This is a genomic window from Lacticaseibacillus sp. YLM2-1, assembly GCF_056583465.1.
In genome coordinates this window covers 2,109,483-2,134,618 of the sequence record NZ_CM152617.1, presented here as the reverse complement: position 1 = coordinate 2,134,618, position 25,136 = coordinate 2,109,483, and the positions used below count along the sequence as shown (strand labels likewise).

Genomic DNA, 25,136 nt, shown 5'->3' with positions numbered 1-25,136 from the left:
AATGGAGGGAACTAGCTTGGCAGAGACGATGCGTTATTGTCCAAATTGCGGTTTCAAAATACCGGCTGGGACCAAATTCTGTCCGAATTGCGGCGCAGATTTGACAATCTTCAATGCTCGGGTTGCTGGCGAGACGGACTTTGGTCGTGAGCAGTCACAACAACCAGCTGCATCTGAACCGGTTCGTGAACAGGTACGAGGAGAACGCTCACGCCGACAGCGGCAAAGTGGTTCAACCAGCATCAAAAAGAGTCTGGTCCTAACTGACGATAGTTTCGATCATTTTATCGATTGGTTGGCAACTCACATGGTGTATACCCTGATCGGAGTCATGGTACTTTTTTGTGTCTTTAGTTTTTCAACGATCGCTGGATGGGTGTTGGCAGTTGGCTGTGCTGTCGCCATTTATGTTGTTGCAAATCGCCGACCAGTGGCGTCTTATACTAGTCGCTTTAACGATGACGATTCAGGCGACTCAGATGATGATATTTGGACAGCGCCGCGGCCAGCAGCGGGTCAATCGGTGCCACCGTATCCTAATCCGTATATGACGCAGCCGGACAATGGCCCGATGGCGCAGCAAGCACAGAAAATGAGCAATCGTTCGCCGCATTGGTGGTCGCACCTTGGAACCACAGCAGGCCAACCGAGACGAAGAGGCGGCATCATTTGGCTGGTTTACTTAATCGCGTCGCTAGTGGCATTTACAGCGGCCTATGCCTGGCCATTTGGTGCTGGCAGTGTCGCCACGGCCAATGTTGGCGGCAGTTTGTATGATCTTGTCCGCAGTGCTGTCACCTTGGCGGAAACTGCTGCAACCAATACTGGCGTCGCTTCGCCTCAAACCAATCTGCCATACTTAGCACTTATTTTAGCGGGGATAGGCCCAGTGTTAGGCCTTTTGTTCGGACTTTTTCGGTCACGCGGGATGATGCGGTTTGCTGGCATGTTAGGTTTGTTAGGCTACGGGGCCTTATATTTTGCCTATGCGCCGTTGATGAGCAGTGCCAACAACCAAATTCAAGGTTTGCTGAATCCCGGCATCGGGTTTTCTGTCGGTATTGGCGCGGCGTTGGTTATGTTCGTCACCGCCCGGTTGTTGCCGAGAGACTGATGGTGTTTTCGATCAAAAAATAAAAGATGTTCTGTAAATGCCGTCAGTGTTGTAGGATTAAGAAGTAGGTCACAACTGTCGTCAGTTCCTGGGGGTAGGCACTTGAAAAAAGATAAAGGAAAGTCAAGGCGTGCTTGGTTGCTGGTATATCGTGGGGGCTTAACCTGTGCATCGCGGTAAGGCATGGGTCTTAGCTGGTTTCGGTGTGTTGATGTTTTTGCTAATAGGAGCATTTATTCGACATTCTCAATCGGCGGAGCAGCACGCGCCTGCGACTGTTAGTCGTCAGCGGCAGTCAGCCATAACTAAGCAGTCTAGCAGGAAGACGCAAGCAGCATCGACACCGTCACAGACCGCTCCTTCTATTGCGGGGTCAACGGTAGCGCAAACAAGTAGCAGCTTGGCGGCGTTCACCTTTTTCGCGCCAACCCTACAGCGATCTTGGTCATATATGGCCTATGTGCCAGCTGGCTACGATCCGCACAAACGCTATCCATTAGTGCTCATGCTGCACGGCATGGATGGCGATGACACCAATCTGGTCCAGTTAGTGGATTCGAAAAGCTTACTTGATGAAGCTGTTAATTCGACTGGTCATCCAGCAGTGGTGGTGTTTGTGGATGGTGGCAATAGTTTTTACGTTGATTCGCCAGCAGAAAAAATGCAGACGGCAATCATGCAAGATTTACTACCACATTTAAAGCAACAATTTGCGCTTTTATCGCAGGCGGATGCCTATGCGGTTGGCGGCGTGTCGATGGGCGGCTATGGTGCCCTAAGACTGGTGCTAGCCGAACCTCAACAGTTTCGGATCGTCGCGGCTTTGTCGCCTGCAGTTTGGCAGCAGGTACCTGAAGCGGCCCAATCACGAATGCCAGCCTTTTTAACTCATGGCCAATGGGATCAGGCCCGTTGGGATGCCGATCAACCTGCCAACATGCTGACGGCAGACCGACTTGCTGGTTTGAAAGTTTATTTGGCGTCAGGACAAGCTGATACAACTGTGCCATTTACTGATGTCACTCATTTTGCCTCACAGCTTCAGGCAGTGGGGGTGACACCGACTACTAGCTGGTCAGCGGCTGGCACACATGGATTTAACTATTGGCAGCAGGCGTTGCCAGCAGCGTATCAGTGGTTGCTGCAACAGCTACCAAGAGCAACAACCAACTAATATTTAAAAAAAGCTGCGCTAGCTTGCAGCAAAGAAATTGAGGGGGCGTTTTTTTATGGAATATTGTCCAAATTGTGGCGTACAAGTTAGCGCTGACGAAGCCTTTTGCCATAATTGCGGGTTTAATCTTGCCCAATATCGTGCTGAAAAGGGTGGCCTGGCACAAGAACAACCGGCGCAAGGACAAGGTAGTGAAGTGAATGGTCAGATGCAAACCAGTCAGCCATCAGGACAACAGCCACTGGCTTCAGGGGCTGTGCCGCCGAATGCGACGCGTCGGCGATCAAATGGTGGCGGTGGGCAGAAGCAACCGCATGGCCGTCCTTGGGTCATTGTTAGTATTGTGTTGGTGGCAGCTGTTGTTTTGCTAGCAGCTTTCTTATTCTTTCAAAACCGCCAGCAGCAAGCTCGAACTGAGGCACTGGATTCATCCAGCTCAGCGGCGGCGAGTGCCTCTGCTTCGTCAATTGCGGCTGCATCCGCCTCGGATTCACGAGTGGCTGAATCAACTTCGGCTTCGGCCTCTCAAGAAGCAGCCAGCGAATCACTCGCCAATGCCCGTGAATCGGCCGAAGATAGTCGCGATGACGATGAGAGTCGCAGTGACAGTGATTTAAGCAATCGTGAAGTTGCGCAAATGGCGGCCGATTATGACGATTTTGATTTGGATGACTATCGCGTCGAGGTGACATCTCCGGCAACTAACATGAAGGAAGTCGATGTTTACGATAAAGATAGCGGCGCCTTGCACGGTAAATACCGCTATGATGAAATCCATGATCAGATGAGCAAGTTTAACGATGATTCCGGTAAGTGGACGTTAATTCATGGGGATGATGACTAGTCGTCAGACTTGAAATATACGATGATGAGTGAGATTCTCCGAATTAAATATTGAAAAATAGTCGGTTCTAACGATGGGATTCTTTTCGTTGGGACCGACTTTTGTTTGGACAAAACTGACGGATAATGATCCAGATCCGTCGCAGGGTATGCATTTTCTGAGTAGGCATGCGGCGGTGCTAATGACCTGACGCATTTTTACAAAATAAAACAATGCAGCATTAAGGTGTCCATGAAACTGTTGCATATGAAACAGAAAGACGTATACTGGTTATCATGGAGGTTTTGATAATGCAAAGTGAATCGAACATTTCCGGGCTGGTTTATCAGCTCGCAAAACTACAGAAGTATTTTTTGAATCAACATTTAAGCAATTTGGATCTCAATAGCGATCAAGCCAAGGTGCTTACGTTTATTGCCGCTAATCCAGGCGCTAATCAACGACAGGTCAGTGTCGAATTAAGTCGGGGACCGGCTAGCGTATCTAATTTGATTAAAAGTTTGATCCAACGCGGGCTTTTGGAAAAACGAATGGCACCGCACAGCGAACGTGAGCGGCAACTGTTTTTGACTGATGAGGGCGAGACAACCGCCGAGCAAGTTCGTGATTTGTTTCAAGTACTGGAAAAGGCCTTTGCGGCAAACGTGCCTGATCCAGAAGCACTGACGGTGACGTTGAAGCAAGTGTTGAAAGCCTTGCAATAACCTTGCCGGCGTTTATGACCCTTTGAAGGGAGCAAAATTATGTCTTTAACCATCATTGAACGACGCAACACGAAGAAAGAACTGGCAGCTAACTTTAACTTGGCTGGCGTCACACTTGAGCAAGCTGCCCAAGATCTTGCGACCACGCCGGAGCATGTCGAAGCGGTTTTGCAATTGCAGGTTGATCAAATTGAAGAGCCTTGGATTCTTCGGAATTACCTCAACAAGCAACTTGCTGCACAAGGGAAAACGCCGCTACCTTACAGCCGCCTACAAGGCGATCCGGCCGTACACTGGTTTTTAAATACTGATTTGATTGCCAAAGGCCGATTAAATTAAGTCTCGGTAAGTAAAATAACAAAAACATCAATTACCCCTTGGCGCCTGCTGAGAAACATGCTACACTATGCACAAATTACAGCAAGCAGAAAGGTGTCCCTTATCATTGATTGGCGCGACGAATGAGGAGTTATTCGCTTTACTTTTCCCTAAAAACTTCCCCACATTGCTAGTGGCAAAGCAGGCACGGCGGATGCTATGCATCCGCGCGGCCCATGGCAATGTGGAGGCCGCACGGTTATTACGCGTGCGAGCCACTCCAATCCGGGTTGTTTACGCGGTTAAAGCGAGTCACTAAGAAAAAAAGTGGGTTGGTAGTCCGGCTGTTTAAGTCGGGCTTGTTTTGTGGCTCTGCGTCAACTGGTGTTGAAGAATAAATTTATCATTTGAGGCGGTTCTCCATTTGGGGAGCCGTCTTTGTCATGTTATGCCGTGATTTGGTAGATTCGTTTGAAGAAGTTCAGCTGATTCTTGAAGCCAAAACAGGATCGTTTGAGTGACTTGATGAGGCGGTTAACCCCTTCGATCGGACCGTTGGAATAAGGGCTGGTGACAGCGGCGAGAACAGCGACTTTGTGTCGCTTAAGCGTCGCGATCGTCATGTCCATTGCCGTACCGTTTGGCTCGTAAGTAGCTAACAGGTTTGCCAGTTCCGCGGGATGTTTCTTCACCATCAAAGCATCATGAAGCGCTAAGTAGGTCTCGTAGGTTTGCTTGAGCTTGGGCTCAGTATCAAGTGCGATATCGATGGCCTCCTGTTGCGTGACGTATTCATTCAAACCAAACAGGAACTGTTTGTGTTTAGCGTCAGGCGCAGTTTGATGAAAAAGCCGCCAGTTTGTCTTCATGATCTTATAAGGACGGCTGTGTTTGTCATCAAGCTGTTTGAGCGCTTGGACGCGTACCTGATCAAGGGCACGAGCCGCAAGTTGAATGATATGGAACCGATCAATGACGACTTGGGCCTTGGGGAAAACCTCATGAATAATCGTCTGATAAGCTGCATTCATGTCCATGGTGACCGTCTGGACCCGAGTGCGTTCAGCGAGTGAATAATGAGCGATGAAGAAGTTTTTAATCGTGCGGTTGAATCGATCACCAAGCAAGGCAATCAGACGATGTGAATCGGCATCAAGACAGATAAACGACATCATGCCATGAGTGGAACGGAACTCATCAAAGCAGAGTCGCGTGGGTAGCCGGCGAGCCGGTCGGAGTTTGAGATTTTGGTCAATGATCCGTTGAACCGAGGAAGCTGAGATTCCGATAATACGGGCGATGGTTTTGACTGGCAACCGTTCATGCGCTAACTTCATGATTCGCTCTGTCATGTGAGCGGCGATCGTGTGGTTGGGTTGCACGAGTGGCGTCTTGGCACTGACTGTGTGGTAACAGTTATGACAGCGCCATCGTTGCTTGTGCAAGTCAATGACTGTCGGTATTTCAACCCCGTTGAGGACGCGCACGTGGGCCGTGTAAAACCCGTTAGGGTGCAAGGCCTCAAAGCCACACAGTGGGCACCGGGTTAACCGGTAAGTCAGCTCGGCATCAATCACATGATACTGGCGGCGACGTACCCCGTTGCCGCGATATTCATGACGAACAAAGGCAACTTTGATATTATGGTCTGGTATTCCAAGGACGGACAGTGTAGGATCGTATTGGGACATTTACTCATAACCTCGCTTGCTTTTGGTTTCGACGCTAACAAGCATAGCATGGACACTGAGTAGGTGTCTTTTTGCGTTGTCCAAAAAGGGCCTACACGTTCAGTGTTGATTATTTCTCAACACCAGAAAGTGTAGACCCTTTTTTGTGTGCTGAGGAACATGCCGGCGTTCATTCCTTACCAGTTTGGGAGAAAGTAGCGAGTCACCACGTTACCAGCTGGATTCATCGATACCCGTCAACTGAACGAGATCCGAGAATTTGTCACTATTCGCGTTTCTTTTACCCTTAAAACCGTTACAATTAAAGTAATAAGAAACGATCAGGTTCACACTCAAAAAAGGAGCGATAACTTTGAAGAATTTTCGATTTCAGAATAAAACCGATATTCGTTTTGGTACAGGCCGATTAGATGTTGAGCTGCACGACGCGGTGAGTCAATTTGGTTCGCGTGTTTTGTTCGTTTATGGTGGCCATTCCATCAAAAAGTCAGGCTTATACGATACCGTGACTGGACTGCTCGCTGATTTGCAGTTAACCGAATTGCCGGGCATTGAGCCGAACCCGAAGATCGATTCTATCCGTGCTGGCCAAAAGCTGGCGAAGGATCAGGATATTGATGTTGTTTTGGCAGTTGGTGGCGGCTCCGTGATTGATGCTGCAAAGGTCATTGCCAGCGCCAAGTTTTACGAAGGCGACCCATGGGATCTTGTCAAAGATCGTGGCGTAACTCGCCGGAAATTGCAGCAATTGCCAGTCGTCGATATTCTGACATTAGCAGCGACAGGCAGTGAGATGAACAGCGGCTCCGTGATTTCAAATCCTGTCACTCATGAAAAGCTCGGCACAGTCGGGCCAAACACACCAGCGGTTTCATTTTTGGATCCGTCACTGACCTTTACTGTGCCAGCCAGACAAACGGCGGCGGGATCAATGGATATTCTTAGTCATTTGCTTGAACAATATTTTGATCGTTCAAAAAATAATGACGCCAGCAAAGGCATGATTGAAGGCTTGATGCGTACAGTTATTAAGTGGGCGCCCATTGCGTTGAAACAACCTGATAACTATGATGCCCGCGCCAACTTAATGTGGAGCGCAACGATGGCGCTAAACGGTATCGTGAGTGTTGCTAACGAAAATGGCTGGACAGTGCATAGCCTTGAACATGAACTATCAGCTTATTATGACATTACCCATGGTGTCGGCCTTGGCATTTTAACACCGCGTTGGATGTCGTTTATTCTGACCAAGGACGCAACGACAGCAGAAATGTTGGCACAATTTGGTCGCCATGTCTGGGATCTTGAAGGTGATGAATCCTATGCCGTGGCGCAAGCGGCTATTGACGCGACTTTTGACTGGATTAGTCGCTTAGGGTTCCCAATGACCTTGCCTGAAGTTGGGATCAAGGATACTCAGCATTTTGATGCCATGGCGACTGCTGCTGTTGCCAATGCTAGTCTTGAAACGCGCGCCTATGTGCCGTTGTCGGTAGAAGATGTCGAAACGATTTATCAAGCATCCATGACAGATGGGCTGGCATAAAAGTGTTAGCGGTAACGAGTCTATACCTGACATTGTTGTGCCACTTTTAAAGGGGGTTCTTTTTTGACGCAACCAATTCTTGAACATGATTCTGTTGCTTTTCAGGCGGCACGAAACGCTGAAAATCAACTCTGGGCTGACTTTCACTTAAAGCCTAAGACGCGCTGGTTTAAAATTGCGCCTGATGATTTGCGGGTTCGGGTCTTAGAGTTTGGTCATGGCGACCCCGTGTTGGTTGTGCCCGGCAATACTGGTGATCCATATGCGCTAGCGCCGTTGTTGCCGCAACTAGTCGGCTATCATGTTTTTGTCATGGCGCGCCCAGGTGGCGGTTTGAGCGATGGATTTGATCATGAGCAAGTAGATGTTCACAATTTTGCCGTGGACTTGTTCAGCCAGATCATGGATAAGCTTGATCTCAAATCAGCACCGATCATTGCTCATTCGATGGGTGCGCATTGGGCGACTTGGTTTGCGCTGGCCTATCCAGATCGGGTTCAGCAGCTCATTTTACTGGGTAATCCCGGCCGAATGCTTATGACCAAAACACCGACATTGCTCAAAATGGCGATGATGCCAGGTCTTGGTAAATGGTTCATGAAACGTCAAATCCCTAAATCAGCCAAACGCGCTTGGGGACCGCTGCATCGCATGGGGACTGATCCGGCTGCCGTCAGTGCTTTGCCGCAAAGCTTTGCGGACTGTGTTTATGCATTTGATCATTTGCCGAACTATCAGCTGGCAACCTTGTCCTTATTACGGACGATGAATCAAGAAAAGTACCACAATGCATTGAAAGAGTCGCAATTGCGCGAGCTGTCTGTTCCAATGACGTTAATCTGGGGAACGAATGATACCTTTGCGAATCCTGAACTCGGTCAAGAAATCGCCGCTGTCGTGCAACATGGTGAACTGTTAACCGTGAATGGGGCAGGACATGAACCGTGGATTGACGATCCCAAAAAAGTTGGCACCATTGTCCGACTTCGGCTAAAAGAAAACCATTTACGTGCTGCCGTGTCCCAAACACCGGCTAATGAGTGGTAAGTTCAACCGAATTTTGTAAAAAAGCTATTGTGTATTCTCAACTTTAGCTTTTTTATTTTGCCATTTTTGACAACGAAAACCAGAAAAAAGTCGAGATTTTTTTTTGCATAGTTAGGCTTTTTTCGGTAACCCTTAAACCCCTTAACCATATTATCTGAGACCGTATTCATTCTGATACATCAATATTCTCAAAAGATAATAAACGCAAAAAAGGTTTGACAATCAAAGCAGTTCTGCATATGCTTTGAACATTCAACTAGTTTAGTTGAGAGCGTGAGCTGGCCCGGTTAGAAATCGGAGTGTAAGTGGGCCTGAACGTGATGGCCGCACTTTGGCCATTGCGTGCAGGGTCCTTACACGTAGATTTCTGGGTCAGCGAACGCGTTTTGAAAAAAGCTGGCCCGGTTAGAAATCGGAGTGTAAGTGGGCCTGAACGTGATGGCCGCACTTTGGCCATTGCGTGCAGGGTCCTTACACGTAGATTTCTGGGTCAGCGAACGCGTTTTGAAAAAAGCTGGCCCGGTTTTTCCGGGCTGGCGACCGTGTTTAAAAAGAAAGCGTGAGCCGGCAACGTTTAGGCCGGCAATCGCGTTTGAAAAGAGGAGGCGAAGCTATGACAACTTTAAATACCTCAACCATTCAGGCATTAATTCCGAATCGATATCCATTGTTTTATATCGATCATGTGAGTGAGTTAGTGCCTGATGAATCGCTGGTGGCTGAGAAGTATGTCAGTGTTGCGGAGGATCATTTGGTCGGCTATCTACCAGATGAACTAACGATGCCGCCAACACTGATTATTGAAACACTAGCGCAAGCGGCATCCATTTTGATTTTAAAATCGCCAAAGTTTGCTGGCAAAACAGCTTATCTAGGCAGTATCAGTAAAGCTGATTTTTCAGCACAAGTTCCAACCGGCAGTGTACTAACACTGGCGATCAAAATGGTTAAGGTTCGAGAGAATATGGGGGTCGTTGCGACGACTGCCAGTATCGGAGATGAATTGGTTTGCCACGCAGAATTGCATTTCGTGGTAGAAGCCAATGCTTAGTTCACTTGACAGGCTATTTTTTTCAACTGATACTTTGAATATCAAATCAGTTGTCAATGGAGGCACACCTATGTCCCAAAAGCCAAGCGTCAAGCGGATCAATGATAAATTGATCAGAGTTTATACCGATATTTTACGAATGGAAGAAGAAGAACTGCGTAAAAGTCAGTTCCGCGATTTAGGCATCAAGGAAATGCATACGATCGATGCGATCGGCATTCATGCGACACCGAGTTCAAGCGATGTTGCTAAACGACTGCATGTCACCCAAGGCACTTTGAGCGTTGCCATCAACAATTTAGCGCGTAAAGGTTATGTCGAGCGGTTGCATCTTGAGTCGGATAAACGCGTTGTGAATTTACGGCTCAGTCGCAAAGGTCGCTTGATGTATCGTGCCCATCTTGCCTTTCATCAAAAAATGGTTGCGAGTTTCGTCAAAGGATTTACCGAGCCACAGATCGAATTGATCGAGCGGGCACTGGATAATCTGAATGAATTTATTGACGAATATCGTCATTAGAAAGAAGGACCCGCTTTGGAGATTCTGGCCAGTGCCTATTCGGTACCTGCCACGCGGATTGAGAATGATCAATTGCGCCAGTACATGGATACGTCCGATGATTGGATCAAGGAACGCACCGGGATTAAAGCGCGCCATGTCGTCACCAATCAAAAAAATTTTGATTTAGCTTACGATGTTGCTCAGCAGTTATTGGCCAAAGCGCAGGTCGCGGCTGACCAACTTGATTTTATTATTGTGGCAACCATGAGTCCGGATTATGCGACGCCGGCTGAGGCTAATCGGTTGCAGGCGGCCTTGCAGGCAGACCATGCCTTTGCTTTTAACATCAATGTTGCCTGTGCCGGCTTTGAATATGCATTACATGTTGCGGATCGCCTGATGACGAGTCCAACGGTTCATCAAGGAATTGTGATCGGCAGCGAGGTACTTTCTCGGCTTGTCGATTGGCATGATCGGCGAACGGCCGTATTGTTTGCTGATGGTGCTGGCGGGGTTTTGATCAATGATCAAGGTTTCCCGGTTCAGGCCGTGGATCTTAAAAGTTTCGGCGATACTGAGATGGCTTTGGTTGCTGGTGAACAGACGAATCACAGTCCGTTTGCCGAAGCACCCTCAGCTAAGCCGTCCCCATTTTTCAAAATGAATGGGCGAGCGGTTTATCAATTCGCCATTTCCGAAGTGCCACGCTCAATCAATCGGGCACTGACACAGGCAGCCGTTGCGGTTGATGACGTTGATTGGTATCTCTTACACCAAGCCAATGCCAGAATTGTGCAATCAGTCACCAAAAAGCTGAAAGCAGATCCTGCCAAGTTCCCAATCAATATTGATGAGCATGGCAACACCAGTGCAGCCAGTGTGCCGATCTTGTTGGCACAATTAGCTGAAGACGGTCGCTTACAACGCGGTCAGCGGCTGGTACTCAGCGGTTTTGGCGGCGGTTTATCCGTTGGCTCGTTGATCGTCACTTATTAACAGTATGTTTGAGTCTGATGCGCTCGCAGTCGCAGAAGCCCGCTTATGGGTCCGCTTCTGCTGGCGCTTACAAAATAGTTAACTTTAAAGGAGAACATTAAACATGACAAACGAAGAAGTATTGCCTAAGGTACAAAACATTATCGCTGACCAATTGGATAAGAAGCCGGAAGAAGTTCAACTGACAACCAACTTTAAGAACGATTTGGATGCCGACAGTTTGGACATTTTCGAAATCATCAACGAAATCGAAGACGAATTCGACGTTAAGATTGATACCGATGAAAGCATTGAAACGGTGGCTGATCTTGTTAACTTCATCACCGAAAAGGCTGAAGCTTAAGACAACTTGAAGGGAGTGGGCCAATGAGTCCATTAATGGAACGCTTGGGCGTTAAATATCCGCTTTTTCAAGGCGGCATGGCGTGGGTCGCTGACGGCAAGCTCGCCGCATCAGTTTCTGAAGCTGGCGGCTTGGGCATCATTGGTTCTGGTCATGCCCCAGCTTCTTGGGTCAAAGAGCAAATTGATATTGCCAAGTCACTGACTGACAAGGCATTTGGTGTGAATGTCATGCTACTTTCACCATTTGTCGAACAAGTCATTGACGTGATCGTTGACGCTAAGGTTGCGCTTGTGACGACTGGTGCCGGTGATCCAAGCCGCTACTTAGAACGGTTGCAGCAAAATGGCACGATTGTGATGCCGGTTGTACCGTCTGTCGCCATGGCAAAACGGATGGCAAAAGACGGTGTCGACGGCGTTATCGCTGAAGGCATGGAATCTGGCGGTCATATTGGTAGCATTACCACGATGGCCCTAGTGCCACAAGTTGTCGATGCGGTTGATATTCCCGTCGTTGCAGCTGGCGGTATTGCTGACGGTCGTGGTGTGGCGGCTGCCTTGAGTTTGGGAGCCATCGGTGTTCAGATGGGGACGCGTTTTCTGACGTCAACGTCTAGCCGAATCCACCAGAACTACAAGGACGCCGTCATTAAAGCCAAGGACGTTGATACGCTGGTAACCGGCCTGTATGTCGGTCATGCTGCCCGCGTTTTGAAGAACCCAATGAGCCGGAATTTCCTGAAACTTGAAAAGAAAATTGCCCTTTCTGACACGACCGATTTTTCGGCAGTTGAAGAACTTGGTAATGGCAGTTTGCGTAAAGCCGTCCTTGAAGGCGATCGTGAACATGGTTCCTTCATGGCTGGTGAGATTGCCGGCTTAGTTAAGCGTGAAGAAAGCAGCGAAGACATTGTTGAGGACGTGATGCGTCAGGCCAAAGAAATTTTGGCTGGCTCAAAAATGGCGGCCTTATTGACAGGTCAAGTCGATGTGCGGGCACAGGCTTAACGGCAAACGTCCGCATTGAAACGAGGAGGTACTTGCTTGCGTTTTGCATATGTGTTTAATGGCCAAGGTGCCGAGGTCCCCGGAATGGGGATTGATTTTTACCAGAATACTTTGATATTCAAAGAGATTATTGACCGCGCTGATGCAGTTTTGGACTTCGATCTGCCGCAGTTTTTGGCGACTGGCGATTTTGCTGCTCATCCGGATGCTTTGCAACCGGCTTTAGTTGCGTACAGCGTGGCCATGCATGAAGTAGCAGCCGCGGCATTGCCCGATGAAACCGCACTTGCTGGCTTAAGTCTAGGAGAATACAGTGCCTTGATTGCTGGCGGCGGGATCAGTTTGGAAGATGGGTTGAAGCTGGTTGCTGCCCGCGGCAAGGCGATGGCCGCTGCTTGTCAGGCCCATCCAGGCAGCATGTTAGCCGTCATGACTGGCGATACTGCTGTGATTGTGGCTGCCTGTCAACAAGCGCCTGATGTTTGGCCAGCCAATTACAATGGCCCTAAACAGACCGTACTGGCCGGCAGCAAGGCTGGCTTGGCGCAGGTTGAAGCGTGGTTGTCAGATCAAGGCGTTCGCACTGTGCCACTGAAAGTTGCTGGCGGATTTCATAGTCCGTTAATGGCTGATGCGCAGCCACCATTGCGTGCTGCCCTTGACCAAGTACATGTCTTTGATCCTGCTACACCGGTCATCAGTACCACGGCTCTTGAGCCCTTCTCGGCTGAAAACATGCGGTCAATTTTGGCGGCCCAGGTGGCTGAACCGACTAAGTTTGCTGATGTGGTGCGGCAACTGAAGGCTGCTGGTATTGACACGGTCATTGAACTGGGACCAAAACCAGTGCTTAGCAAAATGATTAAGCGCATTGATCGCGGTATGACCACATACTTGATCAGTAACGCAGCGAGCCTTAATGCAGTCATTGACTTGAATAACGGAGTGAAGGCAGATTGAAATTAACTGATAAAACCGCGATCATCACTGGTGCTTCACGAGGCATCGGCGAAGCGATCGCCCGAAACTTTGCTGAAGCGGGCGCAAATCTTGTTTTAAACGCTCGCCACGAATTTCCCACTGAGTTGATCAAAGAGCTTGAAGCCTTTGGTCATGGCGTCGTCACTGTCCTTGGCAGTGTTGACGATCCAGCAACCGGTCAGCAGCTGGTGGCAACCGCTCTGGACAAGTTTGGCAGTGCCGATATTTTAGTCAACAATGCGGGAATCACCAGTGACATGTTGGCCATGCGGATGAAACCGGAAGATTTTGCCCGGGTTGTCAGCGTCAACTTAGATGGGACTTTCTATGTGAGTCAGCCAGTATTCAAAAAAATGCTGAAGGCACGCACTGGTGTCATTATCAATCTTGCCAGTGTAGTGGGGTTGACCGGGAACATCGGTCAAGCCAATTATGCAGCTAGTAAAGCGGGCATCATTGGTCTGACCAAAACATTAGCACGAGAAGGTGCCATGCGTGGCGTGCGAGTCAATGCGATCGCACCTGGCATGATTGCTACCGATATGACCGCAGCGCTGAGTCAGGCTAGTCAGGATCAGATTTTGGCGGAGATTCCGTTAAAGCGATTCGGTCAACCTGAGGAAATTGCGCATGCGGCCCGTTTTCTGGTCGAAAATGCCTACATAACCGGGCAAACATTAACTGTTGCTGGTGGATTAGGCTAAGTACATGAACGGAGGAATGACATTGCAACGAGTAGTCGTAACCGGAATGGGTACTGTGAATCCGCTGGGTCATTCAGTTGCCGAAACAGTGGCAACGATGGATGCTGGCAAGATTGGTATTCGGCCAATCACTAAGTTTGATGCCGAGAAGACCGGGATCACAGTCGCTGGTGAGGTCGAAGGTTTTAAACCTGAAGTGCGAATGGAAAAACGGCTGAGCAAACGGCTGGATCTTTTCACGCAATATGGCCTTTACAGTGCAATCGAGGCATATGAACAGTCAGGTTTAACTAAAGATGATGTTGATTCTGAACGAATGGCTGTCATTTTTGGCTCAGGTATTGGTGGCTTGACAACCATTCAGGAACAAGTCACAAAAATGAATGCCAAAGGCCCTGATCGAGTAAGTCCACTGTTTGTGCCTGAAGCGATTAGCAACATGGTCGCCGGGACAATTTCTCAGTACTTTGGCGCGCACGGACCGAGCTATGTCGTTGTGACTGCGTGTGCTTCAGCCACGAATGCCATTGGCGAAGCAGCCATGCGGATTCAAAGTGGTAAAGCCGATGTTGTGATTACAGGTGGTGCCGAGGCTTCTGTTAACGAAATCGGTATTGCTGGTTTTGCAGCCCTGTCTGCCTTATCCAAGGCTGCCGATCCGGCCAAAGCAAGTTTGCCATTTGCGGCTGATCGCAGCGGTTTTGTCCTCGGCGAAGGTGGCGGTGCGATTATCTTGGAAAGCCTCGAACATGCGCAACAACGCGGTGCCAACATTTTAGGCGAAGTTGTTGGTTATGGTGCTACGAGCGATGCTTACCATATGACGGCGCCTGATCCAAGCGGCCATCAAGCGGCACGGGCAATGGAACTGGCGATTGAAGAAGCTGGGATTGCGCCAAGTGATGTCGGCTATATCAATGCACATGGCACGGCGACCAAGGCTAATGATGCCATGGAAAGCAAGGCGATCCACGATCTTTTCGGGGACGATGTTTTGGTGAGTTCCACCAAGGCTTTGACTGGTCATTTACTGGGTGCGGCTGGTGCGATTGAAGCGATCATGACGATTAGTGCGTTGCACGAAGGTAAATTGCCGATCAATGTCGGTGATGATGAGCAAGATCCTGAATGCCCAGTCACCTTGGTGGATGCCGCTAATCGCGATGTCGAAGTTGACTATGCACTCAGCAATTCCTTTGGTTTCGGCGGGCATAATGCGGTCTTGGCCTTCAAAAGGTGGTGAGCATCATGGACACCGAAATGATTGAAGTCCTGATCAAACAGTTGGAGCAAAGTTCTTTGCATGAATTAGAGCTGACGCTTGGCAACGATTCTTTACATCTGGTCAAAGCAAGTGCGGCTCCGGCGCCAATTGTTAATACTCAGGCAACAGTGCCTAGTCAACCGGTAACGCCGGAAACGGCGGTGCCAGCTGAACCAGAAGCTGGCACCGCGATTAAGGCGCCATTGGTCGGTATTGTCTATCTTTCCCCTAAACCTGACGCTGATCCGTACTTTGAAGTCGGCGCGCACGTTAACAAAGGCGATGTGGTCTGCATCATTGAGTCGATGAAAATGATGAACGAAATCAAAAGCACCGTCAGCGGCACACTCAAGGCGATTAACGTCGACAATGAAAGCCTCGTTGAATATGATCAGGCATTAGTCACAATTGAAGAAGACAGAGCGTGAGTAGGAGCGTTTAGAAATCGGTGTGTACGCGGGCCTGAACCTGATGGCATTGCGTTCAGGGCTCTTATACGTAGGTTTCTAGGCTGGAGAGCGCGTTTAAAAGGAGGGCATTATGCTCGAAACCAAGAAAACACTTGAAGCACAAGAAATTCAGGCCATTTTGCCGCATCGCTATCCGATGTTAATGGTCGACCGGGTCTTGGATCTTAAACCCGGTGAATCCGTAGTGGCACAAAAGAATGTTTCAATTAACGAACAGATTTTTCAGGGACACTTTCCTGGTAATCCAATTTTCCCTGGTGTGTTGCAGATTGAAGCCATGGCGCAGGCTGGCGCGATTGCATTGCTTTCGATGCCGGACTTCAAAGGAAAGACAGCCTACCTTGGCGGCATTAAGAAGGCCAAGTTCCGCCACATGGTGCGTCCAGGCGACGTGCTGCGGATTGAAGTGACCTTGGAGAAACTGATTGACAATGCAGGTTTGGGCAAAGGCAAAATTTATGTTGGCGAAAACATGGCCAGCAGTGCGGATTTAGTTTTTGCTATTGGCTGAAACTGCCATTGAAACCAGATTTGTGTGAGGAAGTGGAACTTTGTTCAAAAAAGTACTCGTTGCCAACCGTGGCGAAATTGCGGTCCGGATTATCCAGACCTTGCGCGAAATGGGCATCACCTCTGTGGCGGTGTTCTCAAACGCTGATCGTCACAGCCTGCATGTCACCCTTGCAGATGAAGCCATCTGTATTGGCGGACCGCGGGCGGCCGACTCTTATCTGAATATGCGCAATGTTGTCAGTGCCGCTATTTTGAGCGGTGCCGAGGCAGTGCACCCCGGGTTCGGCTTCTTATCGGAAAATGCCGAGTTTGCGAAACTCGTAACCGATGCCGGATTGGCCTTTATCGGGCCAAAACCGACTGCCATTGATCAAATGGGCGACAAAGCCGTTGCTCGACAAACAATGATTGACTTAGGCGTACCCGTGATTCCAGGCAGTCATCCTTTACAGGACGTTGAAACCGCGCTGGCAGCAGGGGAGGCCATCGGTTATCCATTGATGCTCAAGGCCAGCGCAGGCGGAGGCGGCAAAGGTATTCGCAAATTAACGGATGCTGCTGCATTGAAAGCTGAATTCGCGGGGGCCCAAGCAGAGGCTCAAGCGGCGTTTAGCGATCCGACGATGTATCTTGAAAAAGTCATTGTCCCTGCCAAACACGTCGAAGTTCAGGTTTTACGCGACATGCACGGGCATACCAGTGTTTTCCCAGAACGAGATTGCAGCTTGCAACGTCACAGTCAAAAGATGGTCGAAGAAAGTCCATGTCCAGTCTTGACGTCACCTGAACGCAGAAAGTTACTTCACCTCGCTGCGACCATTGCTGAAGGAGTCGATTATCTCAATGCTGGTACCATTGAGTTCTTGATGGATCAGCAGCATCATTTTTATTTCATGGAAATGAATACGCGTATTCAGGTCGAGCATCCAATTACAGAAATGGTGACCGGTGTTGATTTGGTCCAAGCTCAACTACGAGTTGCAGCTGGCGATGAAGTGGCATTAACGACACCTGAACCATCAGGGGTTGCGATCGAATGCCGGTTAAACGCGGAAGATCCTTATCATGATTTTCGACCAGACGTTGGCACCCTTGAACAACTGCGCTTTCCAACCGGCGGCATGGGGCTGCGGGTTGACACCGGCGTTGCGCCTGGCGATAAGATCAGCCCCTATTATGATGCCATGATTGCTAAACTCATTGTCCATGGGCGAACCCGTGACGAGGCCTTAGCGAAAATGCATCGTGCACTGATTGAATTGCATGTGGAAGGTGTCAAAACCAACCGGGATTTTGCTCTGGCCTTATTCCAAGCACCGACTGTTCTGGCCGGCAAAGCCGATACCGCCTATCTCAATCGCGACTTTTTACCAAAATGGCAGAGCGCGAACCAGCCCGGTTAGAAACCGGAGTGTAAGCGGCCTTGGGCGTGATGGCCGGTTTTGGGCCATTGCGACCAAGGTCCTTACATGCAGGTTTCTGGGCTGGAGAGCGCGTTTAAGCAGAGCGTGAGCAGGCCCGTTTAGAAACCGGAGCATAAGTGGCCTCAAGCCTAAATAAATGGCTGGGCTTTGGCCATTTAGGCTTGAGGTCCTTATGTGCAGGTTTCTGGGGTGGTGAACGCGTTTTGAAAGGAAGGATACTGCATGTCACAACCACAACTGACCCAAGAAGCACTTGCTCGTGAGGCAGCCTTACCCGAAAACTTGTGGATTCAATGTCCGTATTGTAAGCAAGGCAGCTATCGTGAGAGTTTGGGCAATGCTCAAGTTTGCCCGCACTGCCACTACGGCTTTCGAATCACTGCTAAAAAACGACTGTCCCTTATCGCGACAGCAACAGAAGAATGGGATGCCGATCTGGTGACGTCGGACCCGCTGGATTTCCCGGGATATACCGAGAAATTGGCAGCAGGCCAGGCTGCTACTGGTTTGAAAGACAGTGTGTGGACAGGTCAGGCGACGATTGGTGGTCAAAACTGTGCGCTTGGTATCATGGATCCACAGTTCATGATGGGTTCACTTGGCACTGTGACTGGCGAACGGTTGACTCGGTTATTTGAAAAAGCAACCAGCGCCAATTTAGCAGTTGTTCTTTTCTGTGCTAGCGGTGGTGCGCGGATGCAGGAAGGTATTCATTCGCTGATGCAAATGGCCAAAGTAAGTGCCGCAGTTAAAGCGCACAGCAATGCAGGCTTGTTATTCATCAGTGTATTGACCGATCCAACGATGGGCGGCGTAACCGCGAGTTTTGCGATGCAAGGCGACATCACGTTGGCAGAACCACACAGTTTGATTGGTTTTGCAGGTCGGCGGGTGATTGAACAAACGATTAACCAAAAGCTGCCGCAAAACTTTCAGCGAGCAGAAACCCTTTTGCAAAGCGGTTTTATTGATGCAGTGGTACAGCGGCAGGATCAGCCTAGTTATTTAGGGGATTTGTTGGCGTTGCATACAGCCTGAGCAGTGACATTTGATGAGGCATGGTGACGCGACGCTAGACGGATTGATTGCCATCTTGGATCAATTTGCCTAGCGTTCTTCATATCACGCGTAGCCGTCTGACAAACACATTGACAGGCATACAGTTGCAGCAATAAGGGAGGCTTTCAAGCATGACGGATAAAGAAACGCTAGCGTATGAGACAGTTCTAGCAGCCAGAGCACCACGACCATATCGCACGCGGGAACTGATTAACGGGTTGGTGACAAACTTTCATGAATTTCACGGTGATCGCTCAAGTCACGATGATCCGGCTGTCATTGGCGGCATTGGCTGGCTTGATCAGCAAGCCGTGACCGTGATTGCAACGGATAAAGGGCAAGACCTAACGGAGCGATTGCAGACGCATTTTGGCAGTCCTGAGCCTTGGGGTTATCGTAAGGCGCTACGGTTAATGAAGCAGGCAGCCAAGTTTCATCGACCGATTGTCACGCTCATTAACACCCCCGGCGCATATCCTGGCAAAGAGGCGGAGGCCAATGGCCAAGGCGCCGCTATTGCTGATTTGTTATACACCTGTGCTGATCTCCCAACGCCGATTCTTGCGATTTTGATCGGTGAAGGCGGGTCAGGCGGTGCCTTGGCTTTGGCGTTTGGGGATGAGGTCTGGATGACGGACAAGAGCATGTATAGCATTCTATCCCCAGAAGGTTTTGCGGCTATTTTGTGGAAGGATGCCAGCCGTGCTAAAGAGGCGGCCGCGGTCATGCAACTGACCCCGCAAGATTTATTGGCTAAAGCGGTCTGTGATCGCATTATTCCGGATACCGGTACGACTTTCGCGACGACGTTGAAGGCAGCAATCAAGCCCAAGCTCGCAGAATTAGTTGCTACTGATCCGCAGGCACTGATTGCCAAGCGACAGCAGCGTTTTCGAAAATTTTAAATGAAAACGGCTACACACCGTCCATTTTCACGGCGGTGTTTTTTCTTTGGTTAAAAAGCCGTATAATTCTTCTTGTAACTTCTCAAAACGGAGGCCATCATGCTTGAAAAAAAGTTTTATCATACCATGTTCAGTCACTCTTTCAATATTCCGGTTCGCGTGGACTACTGGGATCATACGGAAGAAACGTATGGTACAGGTGAGCCAACGATCACGATTAAAATGAAAAAGGCCATTCCGGTCCGTGATTTGCTGAAAAATGCATCGTTGGCACTGGGTGAGGCTTATATGCGTGGCGACATTGAAGTGCTTGGCGGCACACGGCCATTGCAACAATTAATCGCGGCGGCTTATGCGAATGCGGGCAGTTTTATGCGCAACAAGAAACTCATGCGCTTTCTCCCGAAGCAAAGTCATACCGAACATAAGTCAAAAGAAGACATTCATTCTCACTACGATCTTGGCAATGATTTTTATAAACTGTGGTTGGATCCGACTTTAACTTATTCCTGTGCCTACTTTGAGGACTGGAGTGACGATCTAGAAACCGCCCAATTAAATAAGATTGATCATATTTTGCGGAAACTTAATCCACAGCCGGGGCGGACATTGCTGGATATTGGCTGCGGCTGGGGTACGTTGATGTTACGCGCAGCTAAGACCTATCACTTGAAGGTCGTCGGCATCACCCTGAGCAAGGAACAGTTTAAACTGGTTTCGGATCGGATTGAATCAGAACATCTATCCGATGTTGCTGAGGTGCTGTATATGGATTATCGCGAACTGAATCGCGAGCCATTTGATTACATCACATCAGTTGGCATGTTTGAACATGTCGGCAAGGAAAATCTAGAAGGCTACTTTAAAGATGTCGCTAAGTTGCTAAAAGATGACGGTGTGGCATTGATTCACGGCATCACGCGACAACAAGGCGGCGCGGTAAACGCATGGATTAACAAATACATTTTCCCGGATGGTTATGTGCCCGGGATGGCGGAAAACCTTAATCACATTGTCGACGCTGGCATGCAAGTTGCAGATCTTGAACCACTGCGGCGTCATTATCAACGCACACTTGAGATTTGGGATACCAACTTCAATAATCATCGTAATCCGATTCAGCAAAAATTCGGCTACGAATTTACGCGGATGTGGGATGTTTATCTGCAGGCGGCCGCTGCCAGCTTTGAATCTGGCAACATTGACGTGATGCAGTATTTGATCAGCAAGGGGCCGTCTGGAAAAGATCTGCCGGCAACCCGTGCTTATATGTATGAATAGGGTCAACCGCGATAATTAAGCGGTGATCAAGATTAAAAAAGTGCCTGTTCAGGCACTTTTTCTTTATAAGGAGAAAGTTATTGACAAATCTATTAGTGATTGGTGCTACTGGCAATATCGGTCAACCGCTGATCCGCGACCTGCAAGATGATCCAGATGTTCACCTATTTGCTGGTGTGCACAATTCGGAGCATGCCAAACAGGCGTTAAACGGGCTGAAGGTTCAAGTACGCCGGTTTGACTTTCTCGATCCTGCCACTTTCGAGCAAGCCTTAGCTGACATCGACAAGGTCTTCTTCGTTCGGCCGCCACAATTGGCTAAGCCCAAAGAGGATATGTATCCTTTTCTCGATGCCTTGGTGGCTCGACATGTGAAGCAAGTTGTTTTTGTGTCACTACTTGGGGTGGCGCATAATCCAATGACGCCGCATCATCAAATCGAAAAACGGATTGTTGAACTTGGTTTGCCTTATACTTTCATTCGTCCAAGTTTCTTTATGCAAAATTTGAATACCACCCACCAAGCTGATATCGTCGGCCATCGCGATCTGTTTGTGCCTGCTGGGCATGCTCGCACTAGTTTCATTGATACCCGTGATATCGGCGCGACTGCTGCGGTTGTCCTGCGCGATCCGGCATATATTGGCCAAAAGCTCGATATTACCGGCGCCCAAGCGCTCACCTACGCCGATGCTGCCCAGATCATGACGATGGAACTCGGTGTGCCGATCACCTATAGCAAGCCGAGTTTGTGGCGTTTTCGCAAGGTCATGCTGCAACGCGGGCTACCGAAGAACTATGTCAATGTCATGGTGATGCTTTACTTGATCACCCAGTTAGGTAACGCCAAAACGGTTACGACAACATTGCCAAATGTGCTCGGGCGCCCAGCAATCAGCTTCGAGCAATATGTCCATGATTATCGGGCAGAATTTCTACCTAAACCGCTGTCGTGAGCAGATGATTTTAATCAACAGACTTAACATAAAGACCCATTTACCATCACAAAAATTTCACACATCGCTTGTAGTATTAACAACATAGAAATGAGCCACCCACTCATTCCTTCCCCAACCCAACTTTTTCATTTTTACTCCTCCAAAGTAAAAAATCGCTGATCGGCCACCCTCCGATCGGCCAATCAAAAATCCGCGGCCTAAGCTGCGGATTTTTTGCATCAAGTTTGTTTGTTGCGGATCGCTTTTCAGGATCTATCTTGGGCAGCGATTTATCCGCTAGCCTGAACTGGTTCCGCGGCGATGGGCTCAGTGGCGGGATTTTCCTAAAGCAGGTGGGTTGCCTGCTTTAGGAGAAGGCCGAGTTTTGAGCCAGCGTGCCGGATTTGCCCGTTGGCTCAAAGTCCGTGCCCACCACGCTAGCTTCGTGGTCACCATCCCGAATCACTGCGGCGCCACCCCGTCCTTTCGGTGGTCAACCAGCTCTCCCGAAAATGATTGCATCAAGATTTCAGAAACCTGTTTTTCTGTCTTCATTGACATTGCCCCTAACTCATATATGATGGGGGTAACATTTCAAACAAGGTGGTAAGTTCATGAAAGAAGCAACTTGGAGTACGGCGGCGCGGTATCAGCCGTATTCGTCCTGGGCGCCTGATTATATTATGAAGTTGAAGGCTCAGGTTGCTGCGAGTAAATGGCGGACAAAGACGCATGTTCAACCAGATACTGGTTTAATCAATGACCCGTGCAGCTTGAACTTTTTCAACAACAAATGGCACCTTTATTATCAACAATTTCCGTTTGGCCCGGTCCATGGCCTGAAGTCGTGGGCGCATGCGGTGTCGAAGGATTTGTTTAACTGGCGCCGGGTGCCAGGCGATCTATTGCCGGATAACGAGTATGACTCGCATGGGGCTTACACAGGATCAGCGTTGGTGACACACGGCACGTTGCGCTTGATGTATACCGGCAATGCGCGGGATGATCAGTGGCATCGGCATAGCACCCAGCTAGGGGCCGTTCTCGGCGCTGATGGCCGGTTGTTCAAGGATCCGAAGCCATTAATCCTAACACCGCCTACTGGTTACACGCAGGAGTTCCGCGATCCATTTTTGTTTAACTATGAAGGCCAGACCTATGTCCTGATTGGCGGCCAGCGTCCAGATCACACCGGCGCCATTCTGCTTTATGCCAAGCAGACCGACAAGAGCTGGCGGTTTGTGGCACCGCTAAGTATTCCTGATGAATTTTGCGGCTACATGGTTGAGTGCCCGAACATCACGTTCATCAATGGCAAAGTGGTCTTAGTATACTGTCCACAAGGTCTCGATCAGGACTTTTTCGAATATGAAAATGTCTATCCGAATATTGCCCTCGTGGCTGATAGTTTTGATCCGGCAACTGGTAACTTAACCCACCAGCGGCTGCAAAACATTGACAAGGGTTTTGACTTTTATGCGACTCGTCTGGCGAATACAGATGATGATGGCACCTTGGCGATTTCATGGCTCGGCTTGCCAGATACCACCTACCCAACAGATGATGATGGTTGGGCCGGGGTCTTGAGTTATGTGCGCCAATTGACGCTGCGTGATGATCACGTTTGCCTCTATCCGCACCCGGCTATCAAAAGTCTGCGGGAGACGGCGGTGGAAGATCTACCGGTCATTCAGCAGCATGATGATGAGTGGACCGTTACCAACTTGGAAGGCGCCTTTGAACTAGCCTTCACGCTTGCGGCAGGTCAAAAGACAACGATTCATCTGCCTGATGGGGACCATGATCAGTTGCTGATTCATCTCGACTCTGATAGCGGGCAGGGGATGATTCAGCGCGAGAATCGCAATAATGGCGGCAGTTTGCGCCAGTTCGGCTTTCCAGCTGGAAAAACAGTTGAAATCCGCTTGTTCATTGATGTATCTGTGTTCGAATTATTCATTGACCAAGGCTACCGCGTTGTCTCCGGTCGCTTCTTTGGCAATGAAGCACCAACCGCGGCACGCATTACCCCACCGTCAGCGGCCAGTGATGTTGTGTCATGGAATCTTAAAAAGGATAATGGCGGTCTTTGATCGCAAGCCTTACGTTGTGGCGACACGGCGTAAGGCTTTTTTAGACTGGGACGCAAAAAATCTTTTTAGTCAATGCTTGACAATTTTTGAAAGCGCTGTATACTCGTCTATGAAATCGATTCCATATAAAAGGAGATGCAAGGAATGGCGACGATTAGTGAAATTGCTAAAGCAGCAGGGGTTGGCGTGACCACGGTTTCGCGCTATCTGAATCATCATCCCTACATCTCCGCTGAAAAGCGTACGCGGATCGAAAAAGCAATTCATCAGTTGGGCTATACGCCGAGTGCGGCCGCCACATCATTGCGCGCTCAAGCCACTGGCAACATCGGGGTTCTGGTATCCCGCGTGACCAATCCGTTTTTTGCTGGCTTGTTCGATGCGATTGAACGGGAACTACATGCCCACGGTTACCAAGTGATGATTACCCAGACATATGATGATCCCGAGGCCGAAGAACGGTTTCTCAAGCAACTGAAAAGTCGCGAATTGGACGGCGTCATTTTAGCTTCAGTTGAAGCCCCTGATCGAGTTATGGCAGTTGCGAAGGCCTTTCCGGGGCGGGTTGTGGTTGTGAATGCCGATGCCCAGATCCCCGGGGCTACTTCGCTGGTATTGCCACATTATCAGGCGACCCGTGATGCACTCGACTATTTATTCAATCAAGGCCATCGCCGGTTTGCGTATGTCAGCGGTGGCACCATCAGCGGCGCCCACCATGGACAAAGCCGTACGCAAGCGTTTTTAGACTTTATGCAGGCACATCAGCTTTTAGTGGCGCAAGATTTACTGTTTGGTCAAATTCACACAGCCAAAGAAGGGCAGGCAGTTGGCAAGCAGCTCGCAAGCTTGGCGCCGAATGTGCGGCCGGATGCCGTGTTTACCAACTCGGACGAGGTCGCAGTCGGCGTGATTGACAGTCTGTTGGCTGCCGACGTGAAGGTACCTAATGACATCGCAGTTATGGGATATGACGATCAGCCGTTTGCGCCTTTTGCCAAAGTCCCGCTGACGACGGTGCATCAGCCTGTTGCTTCGATGGCAGCGGCGGCGACGCACGAGTTGTTAAAAGGGTTGGGCCGACAAGTCGCCCAAGACACGCAACCAACCTTGCACTTATCGTTGAAAATCAGGCAAAGCGCCTGAGTTTTATTTTTGCCTCAT

General features: G+C 49.3%; 26 protein-coding genes. 25 read left to right on the top strand and 1 reads right to left on the bottom strand.

Annotated features, from left to right (window positions below; genetic code table 11):
• Window positions 1-16: 16 nt before the first annotated feature.
• The 6 genes from AC07KQ_RS10300 (at window position 17) to AC07KQ_RS10275 (ending at window position 4,473) form a co-directional block, all read left to right on the top strand.
• On the top strand, window positions 17-1,114 hold the full coding sequence (locus AC07KQ_RS10300) for a zinc ribbon domain-containing protein (RefSeq protein ID WP_003580377.1): 1,098 nt from the start codon (window positions 17-19) through the stop codon (window positions 1,112-1,114).
• A gap of 166 nt (window positions 1,115-1,280) precedes the next feature.
• Window positions 1,281-2,288: an alpha/beta hydrolase gene (locus AC07KQ_RS10295; protein WP_003580374.1), complete on the top strand. Its 1,008-nt coding sequence runs from the start codon at window positions 1,281-1,283 to the stop codon at window positions 2,286-2,288.
• Between the two features lie 55 nt (window positions 2,289-2,343).
• Window positions 2,344-3,132, top strand: a complete 789-nt coding sequence (locus tag AC07KQ_RS10290) for a zinc-ribbon domain-containing protein (RefSeq protein WP_003580372.1) — start codon at window positions 2,344-2,346, stop codon at window positions 3,130-3,132.
• Between the two features lie 290 nt (window positions 3,133-3,422).
• Entirely contained in the window at window positions 3,423-3,836 is a 414-nt protein-coding gene (locus AC07KQ_RS10285) for a MarR family winged helix-turn-helix transcriptional regulator (RefSeq protein ID WP_003580367.1), read from the top strand.
• A 39-nt stretch (window positions 3,837-3,875) separates the two neighbouring features.
• Window positions 3,876-4,175 (top strand): DUF2316 family protein, encoded by a 300-nt coding sequence (locus AC07KQ_RS10280; RefSeq protein ID WP_003585389.1) that lies wholly within the window; start codon window positions 3,876-3,878, stop codon window positions 4,173-4,175.
• Window positions 4,176-4,281: 106 nt separating this feature from the next.
• Window positions 4,282-4,473 carry a hypothetical protein gene (locus AC07KQ_RS10275; protein WP_003566781.1) on the top strand — a complete coding sequence of 64 codons (192 nt, stop codon included), beginning with the start codon at window positions 4,282-4,284 and terminating at the stop codon, window positions 4,471-4,473.
• A gap of 127 nt (window positions 4,474-4,600) precedes the next feature.
• On the opposite strand, the gene AC07KQ_RS10270 is transcribed toward AC07KQ_RS10275, so the two are convergent.
• Complete coding sequence (locus tag AC07KQ_RS10270; protein WP_194958360.1) at window positions 4,601-5,845, bottom strand: ISL3 family transposase; 1,245 nt, start codon at window positions 5,843-5,845, stop codon at window positions 4,601-4,603.
• A 352-nt stretch (window positions 5,846-6,197) separates the two neighbouring features.
• Here AC07KQ_RS10270 and AC07KQ_RS10265 point away from each other — a divergent pair, with 352 nt between their 5' ends.
• The 19 genes from AC07KQ_RS10265 (at window position 6,198) to AC07KQ_RS10175 (ending at window position 25,118) form a co-directional block, all read left to right on the top strand.
• On the top strand, window positions 6,198-7,391 hold the full coding sequence (locus AC07KQ_RS10265; RefSeq protein WP_003575944.1) for an iron-containing alcohol dehydrogenase: 1,194 nt from the start codon (window positions 6,198-6,200) through the stop codon (window positions 7,389-7,391).
• A gap of 63 nt (window positions 7,392-7,454) precedes the next feature.
• The gene (locus AC07KQ_RS10260) at window positions 7,455-8,438 is read left to right on the top strand and encodes an alpha/beta fold hydrolase (RefSeq protein ID WP_480156555.1); all 984 of its coding nucleotides are present in this window, start codon (window positions 7,455-7,457) and stop codon (window positions 8,436-8,438) included.
• 613 nt (window positions 8,439-9,051) lie between these two features.
• On the top strand, window positions 9,052-9,489 hold the full coding sequence (locus tag AC07KQ_RS10255; protein ID WP_003566778.1) for a 3-hydroxyacyl-ACP dehydratase FabZ family protein: 438 nt from the start codon (window positions 9,052-9,054) through the stop codon (window positions 9,487-9,489).
• Between the two features lie 70 nt (window positions 9,490-9,559).
• On the top strand, window positions 9,560-10,009 hold the full coding sequence (locus AC07KQ_RS10250; protein WP_003566777.1) for a MarR family winged helix-turn-helix transcriptional regulator: 450 nt from the start codon (window positions 9,560-9,562) through the stop codon (window positions 10,007-10,009).
• 15 nt (window positions 10,010-10,024) lie between these two features.
• Window positions 10,025-10,987 (top strand): beta-ketoacyl-ACP synthase III, encoded by a 963-nt coding sequence (locus AC07KQ_RS10245; protein ID WP_003580349.1) that lies wholly within the window; start codon window positions 10,025-10,027, stop codon window positions 10,985-10,987.
• Between the two features lie 103 nt (window positions 10,988-11,090).
• On the top strand, window positions 11,091-11,330 hold the full coding sequence (locus tag AC07KQ_RS10240; protein ID WP_003566774.1) for an acyl carrier protein: 240 nt from the start codon (window positions 11,091-11,093) through the stop codon (window positions 11,328-11,330).
• A gap of 23 nt (window positions 11,331-11,353) precedes the next feature.
• Complete coding sequence (locus AC07KQ_RS10235; protein WP_016382227.1) at window positions 11,354-12,340, top strand: nitronate monooxygenase; 987 nt, start codon at window positions 11,354-11,356, stop codon at window positions 12,338-12,340.
• Between the two features lie 36 nt (window positions 12,341-12,376).
• Window positions 12,377-13,300, top strand: coding sequence for an ACP S-malonyltransferase (locus AC07KQ_RS10230; protein WP_003580345.1), 924 nt, complete (start codon window positions 12,377-12,379; stop codon window positions 13,298-13,300).
• Entirely contained in the window at window positions 13,297-14,025 is a 729-nt protein-coding gene (gene fabG, locus AC07KQ_RS10225) for a 3-oxoacyl-ACP reductase FabG (RefSeq protein WP_003580342.1), read from the top strand. The genes AC07KQ_RS10230 and fabG overlap by 4 nt, the downstream gene beginning before the upstream one ends.
• A gap of 22 nt (window positions 14,026-14,047) precedes the next feature.
• The gene (gene fabF, locus AC07KQ_RS10220; protein ID WP_003580341.1) at window positions 14,048-15,268 is read left to right on the top strand and encodes a beta-ketoacyl-ACP synthase II; all 1,221 of its coding nucleotides are present in this window, start codon (window positions 14,048-14,050) and stop codon (window positions 15,266-15,268) included.
• A 5-nt stretch (window positions 15,269-15,273) separates the two neighbouring features.
• Window positions 15,274-15,717: an acetyl-CoA carboxylase biotin carboxyl carrier protein gene (accB, locus tag AC07KQ_RS10215; RefSeq protein ID WP_003580339.1), complete on the top strand. Its 444-nt coding sequence runs from the start codon at window positions 15,274-15,276 to the stop codon at window positions 15,715-15,717.
• A gap of 112 nt (window positions 15,718-15,829) precedes the next feature.
• Window positions 15,830-16,270, top strand: coding sequence for a 3-hydroxyacyl-ACP dehydratase FabZ (gene fabZ / locus AC07KQ_RS10210; RefSeq protein ID WP_003571030.1), 441 nt, complete (start codon window positions 15,830-15,832; stop codon window positions 16,268-16,270).
• 40 nt (window positions 16,271-16,310) lie between these two features.
• Window positions 16,311-17,675: an acetyl-CoA carboxylase biotin carboxylase subunit gene (locus AC07KQ_RS10205; protein WP_003585370.1), complete on the top strand. Its 1,365-nt coding sequence runs from the start codon at window positions 16,311-16,313 to the stop codon at window positions 17,673-17,675.
• A gap of 243 nt (window positions 17,676-17,918) precedes the next feature.
• Window positions 17,919-18,734 carry an acetyl-CoA carboxylase, carboxyltransferase subunit beta gene (gene accD, locus AC07KQ_RS10200; RefSeq protein WP_003580336.1) on the top strand — a complete coding sequence of 272 codons (816 nt, stop codon included), beginning with the start codon at window positions 17,919-17,921 and terminating at the stop codon, window positions 18,732-18,734.
• 152 nt (window positions 18,735-18,886) lie between these two features.
• Window positions 18,887-19,660, top strand: a complete 774-nt coding sequence (gene accA / locus AC07KQ_RS10195; protein ID WP_003580334.1) for an acetyl-CoA carboxylase carboxyltransferase subunit alpha — start codon at window positions 18,887-18,889, stop codon at window positions 19,658-19,660.
• Window positions 19,661-19,759: 99 nt separating this feature from the next.
• Window positions 19,760-20,941 (top strand): SAM-dependent methyltransferase, encoded by a 1,182-nt coding sequence (locus tag AC07KQ_RS10190; protein ID WP_003580332.1) that lies wholly within the window; start codon window positions 19,760-19,762, stop codon window positions 20,939-20,941.
• A gap of 80 nt (window positions 20,942-21,021) precedes the next feature.
• Entirely contained in the window at window positions 21,022-21,897 is an 876-nt protein-coding gene (locus AC07KQ_RS10185) for an SDR family oxidoreductase (protein WP_003566762.1), read from the top strand.
• A 596-nt stretch (window positions 21,898-22,493) separates the two neighbouring features.
• On the top strand, window positions 22,494-23,972 hold the full coding sequence (locus tag AC07KQ_RS10180) for a sucrose-6-phosphate hydrolase (RefSeq protein ID WP_003580330.1): 1,479 nt from the start codon (window positions 22,494-22,496) through the stop codon (window positions 23,970-23,972).
• Window positions 23,973-24,116: 144 nt separating this feature from the next.
• Window positions 24,117-25,118: a LacI family DNA-binding transcriptional regulator gene (locus tag AC07KQ_RS10175; RefSeq protein ID WP_003580329.1), complete on the top strand. Its 1,002-nt coding sequence runs from the start codon at window positions 24,117-24,119 to the stop codon at window positions 25,116-25,118.
• The last annotated feature ends 18 nt before the right edge of the window (window positions 25,119-25,136 follow it).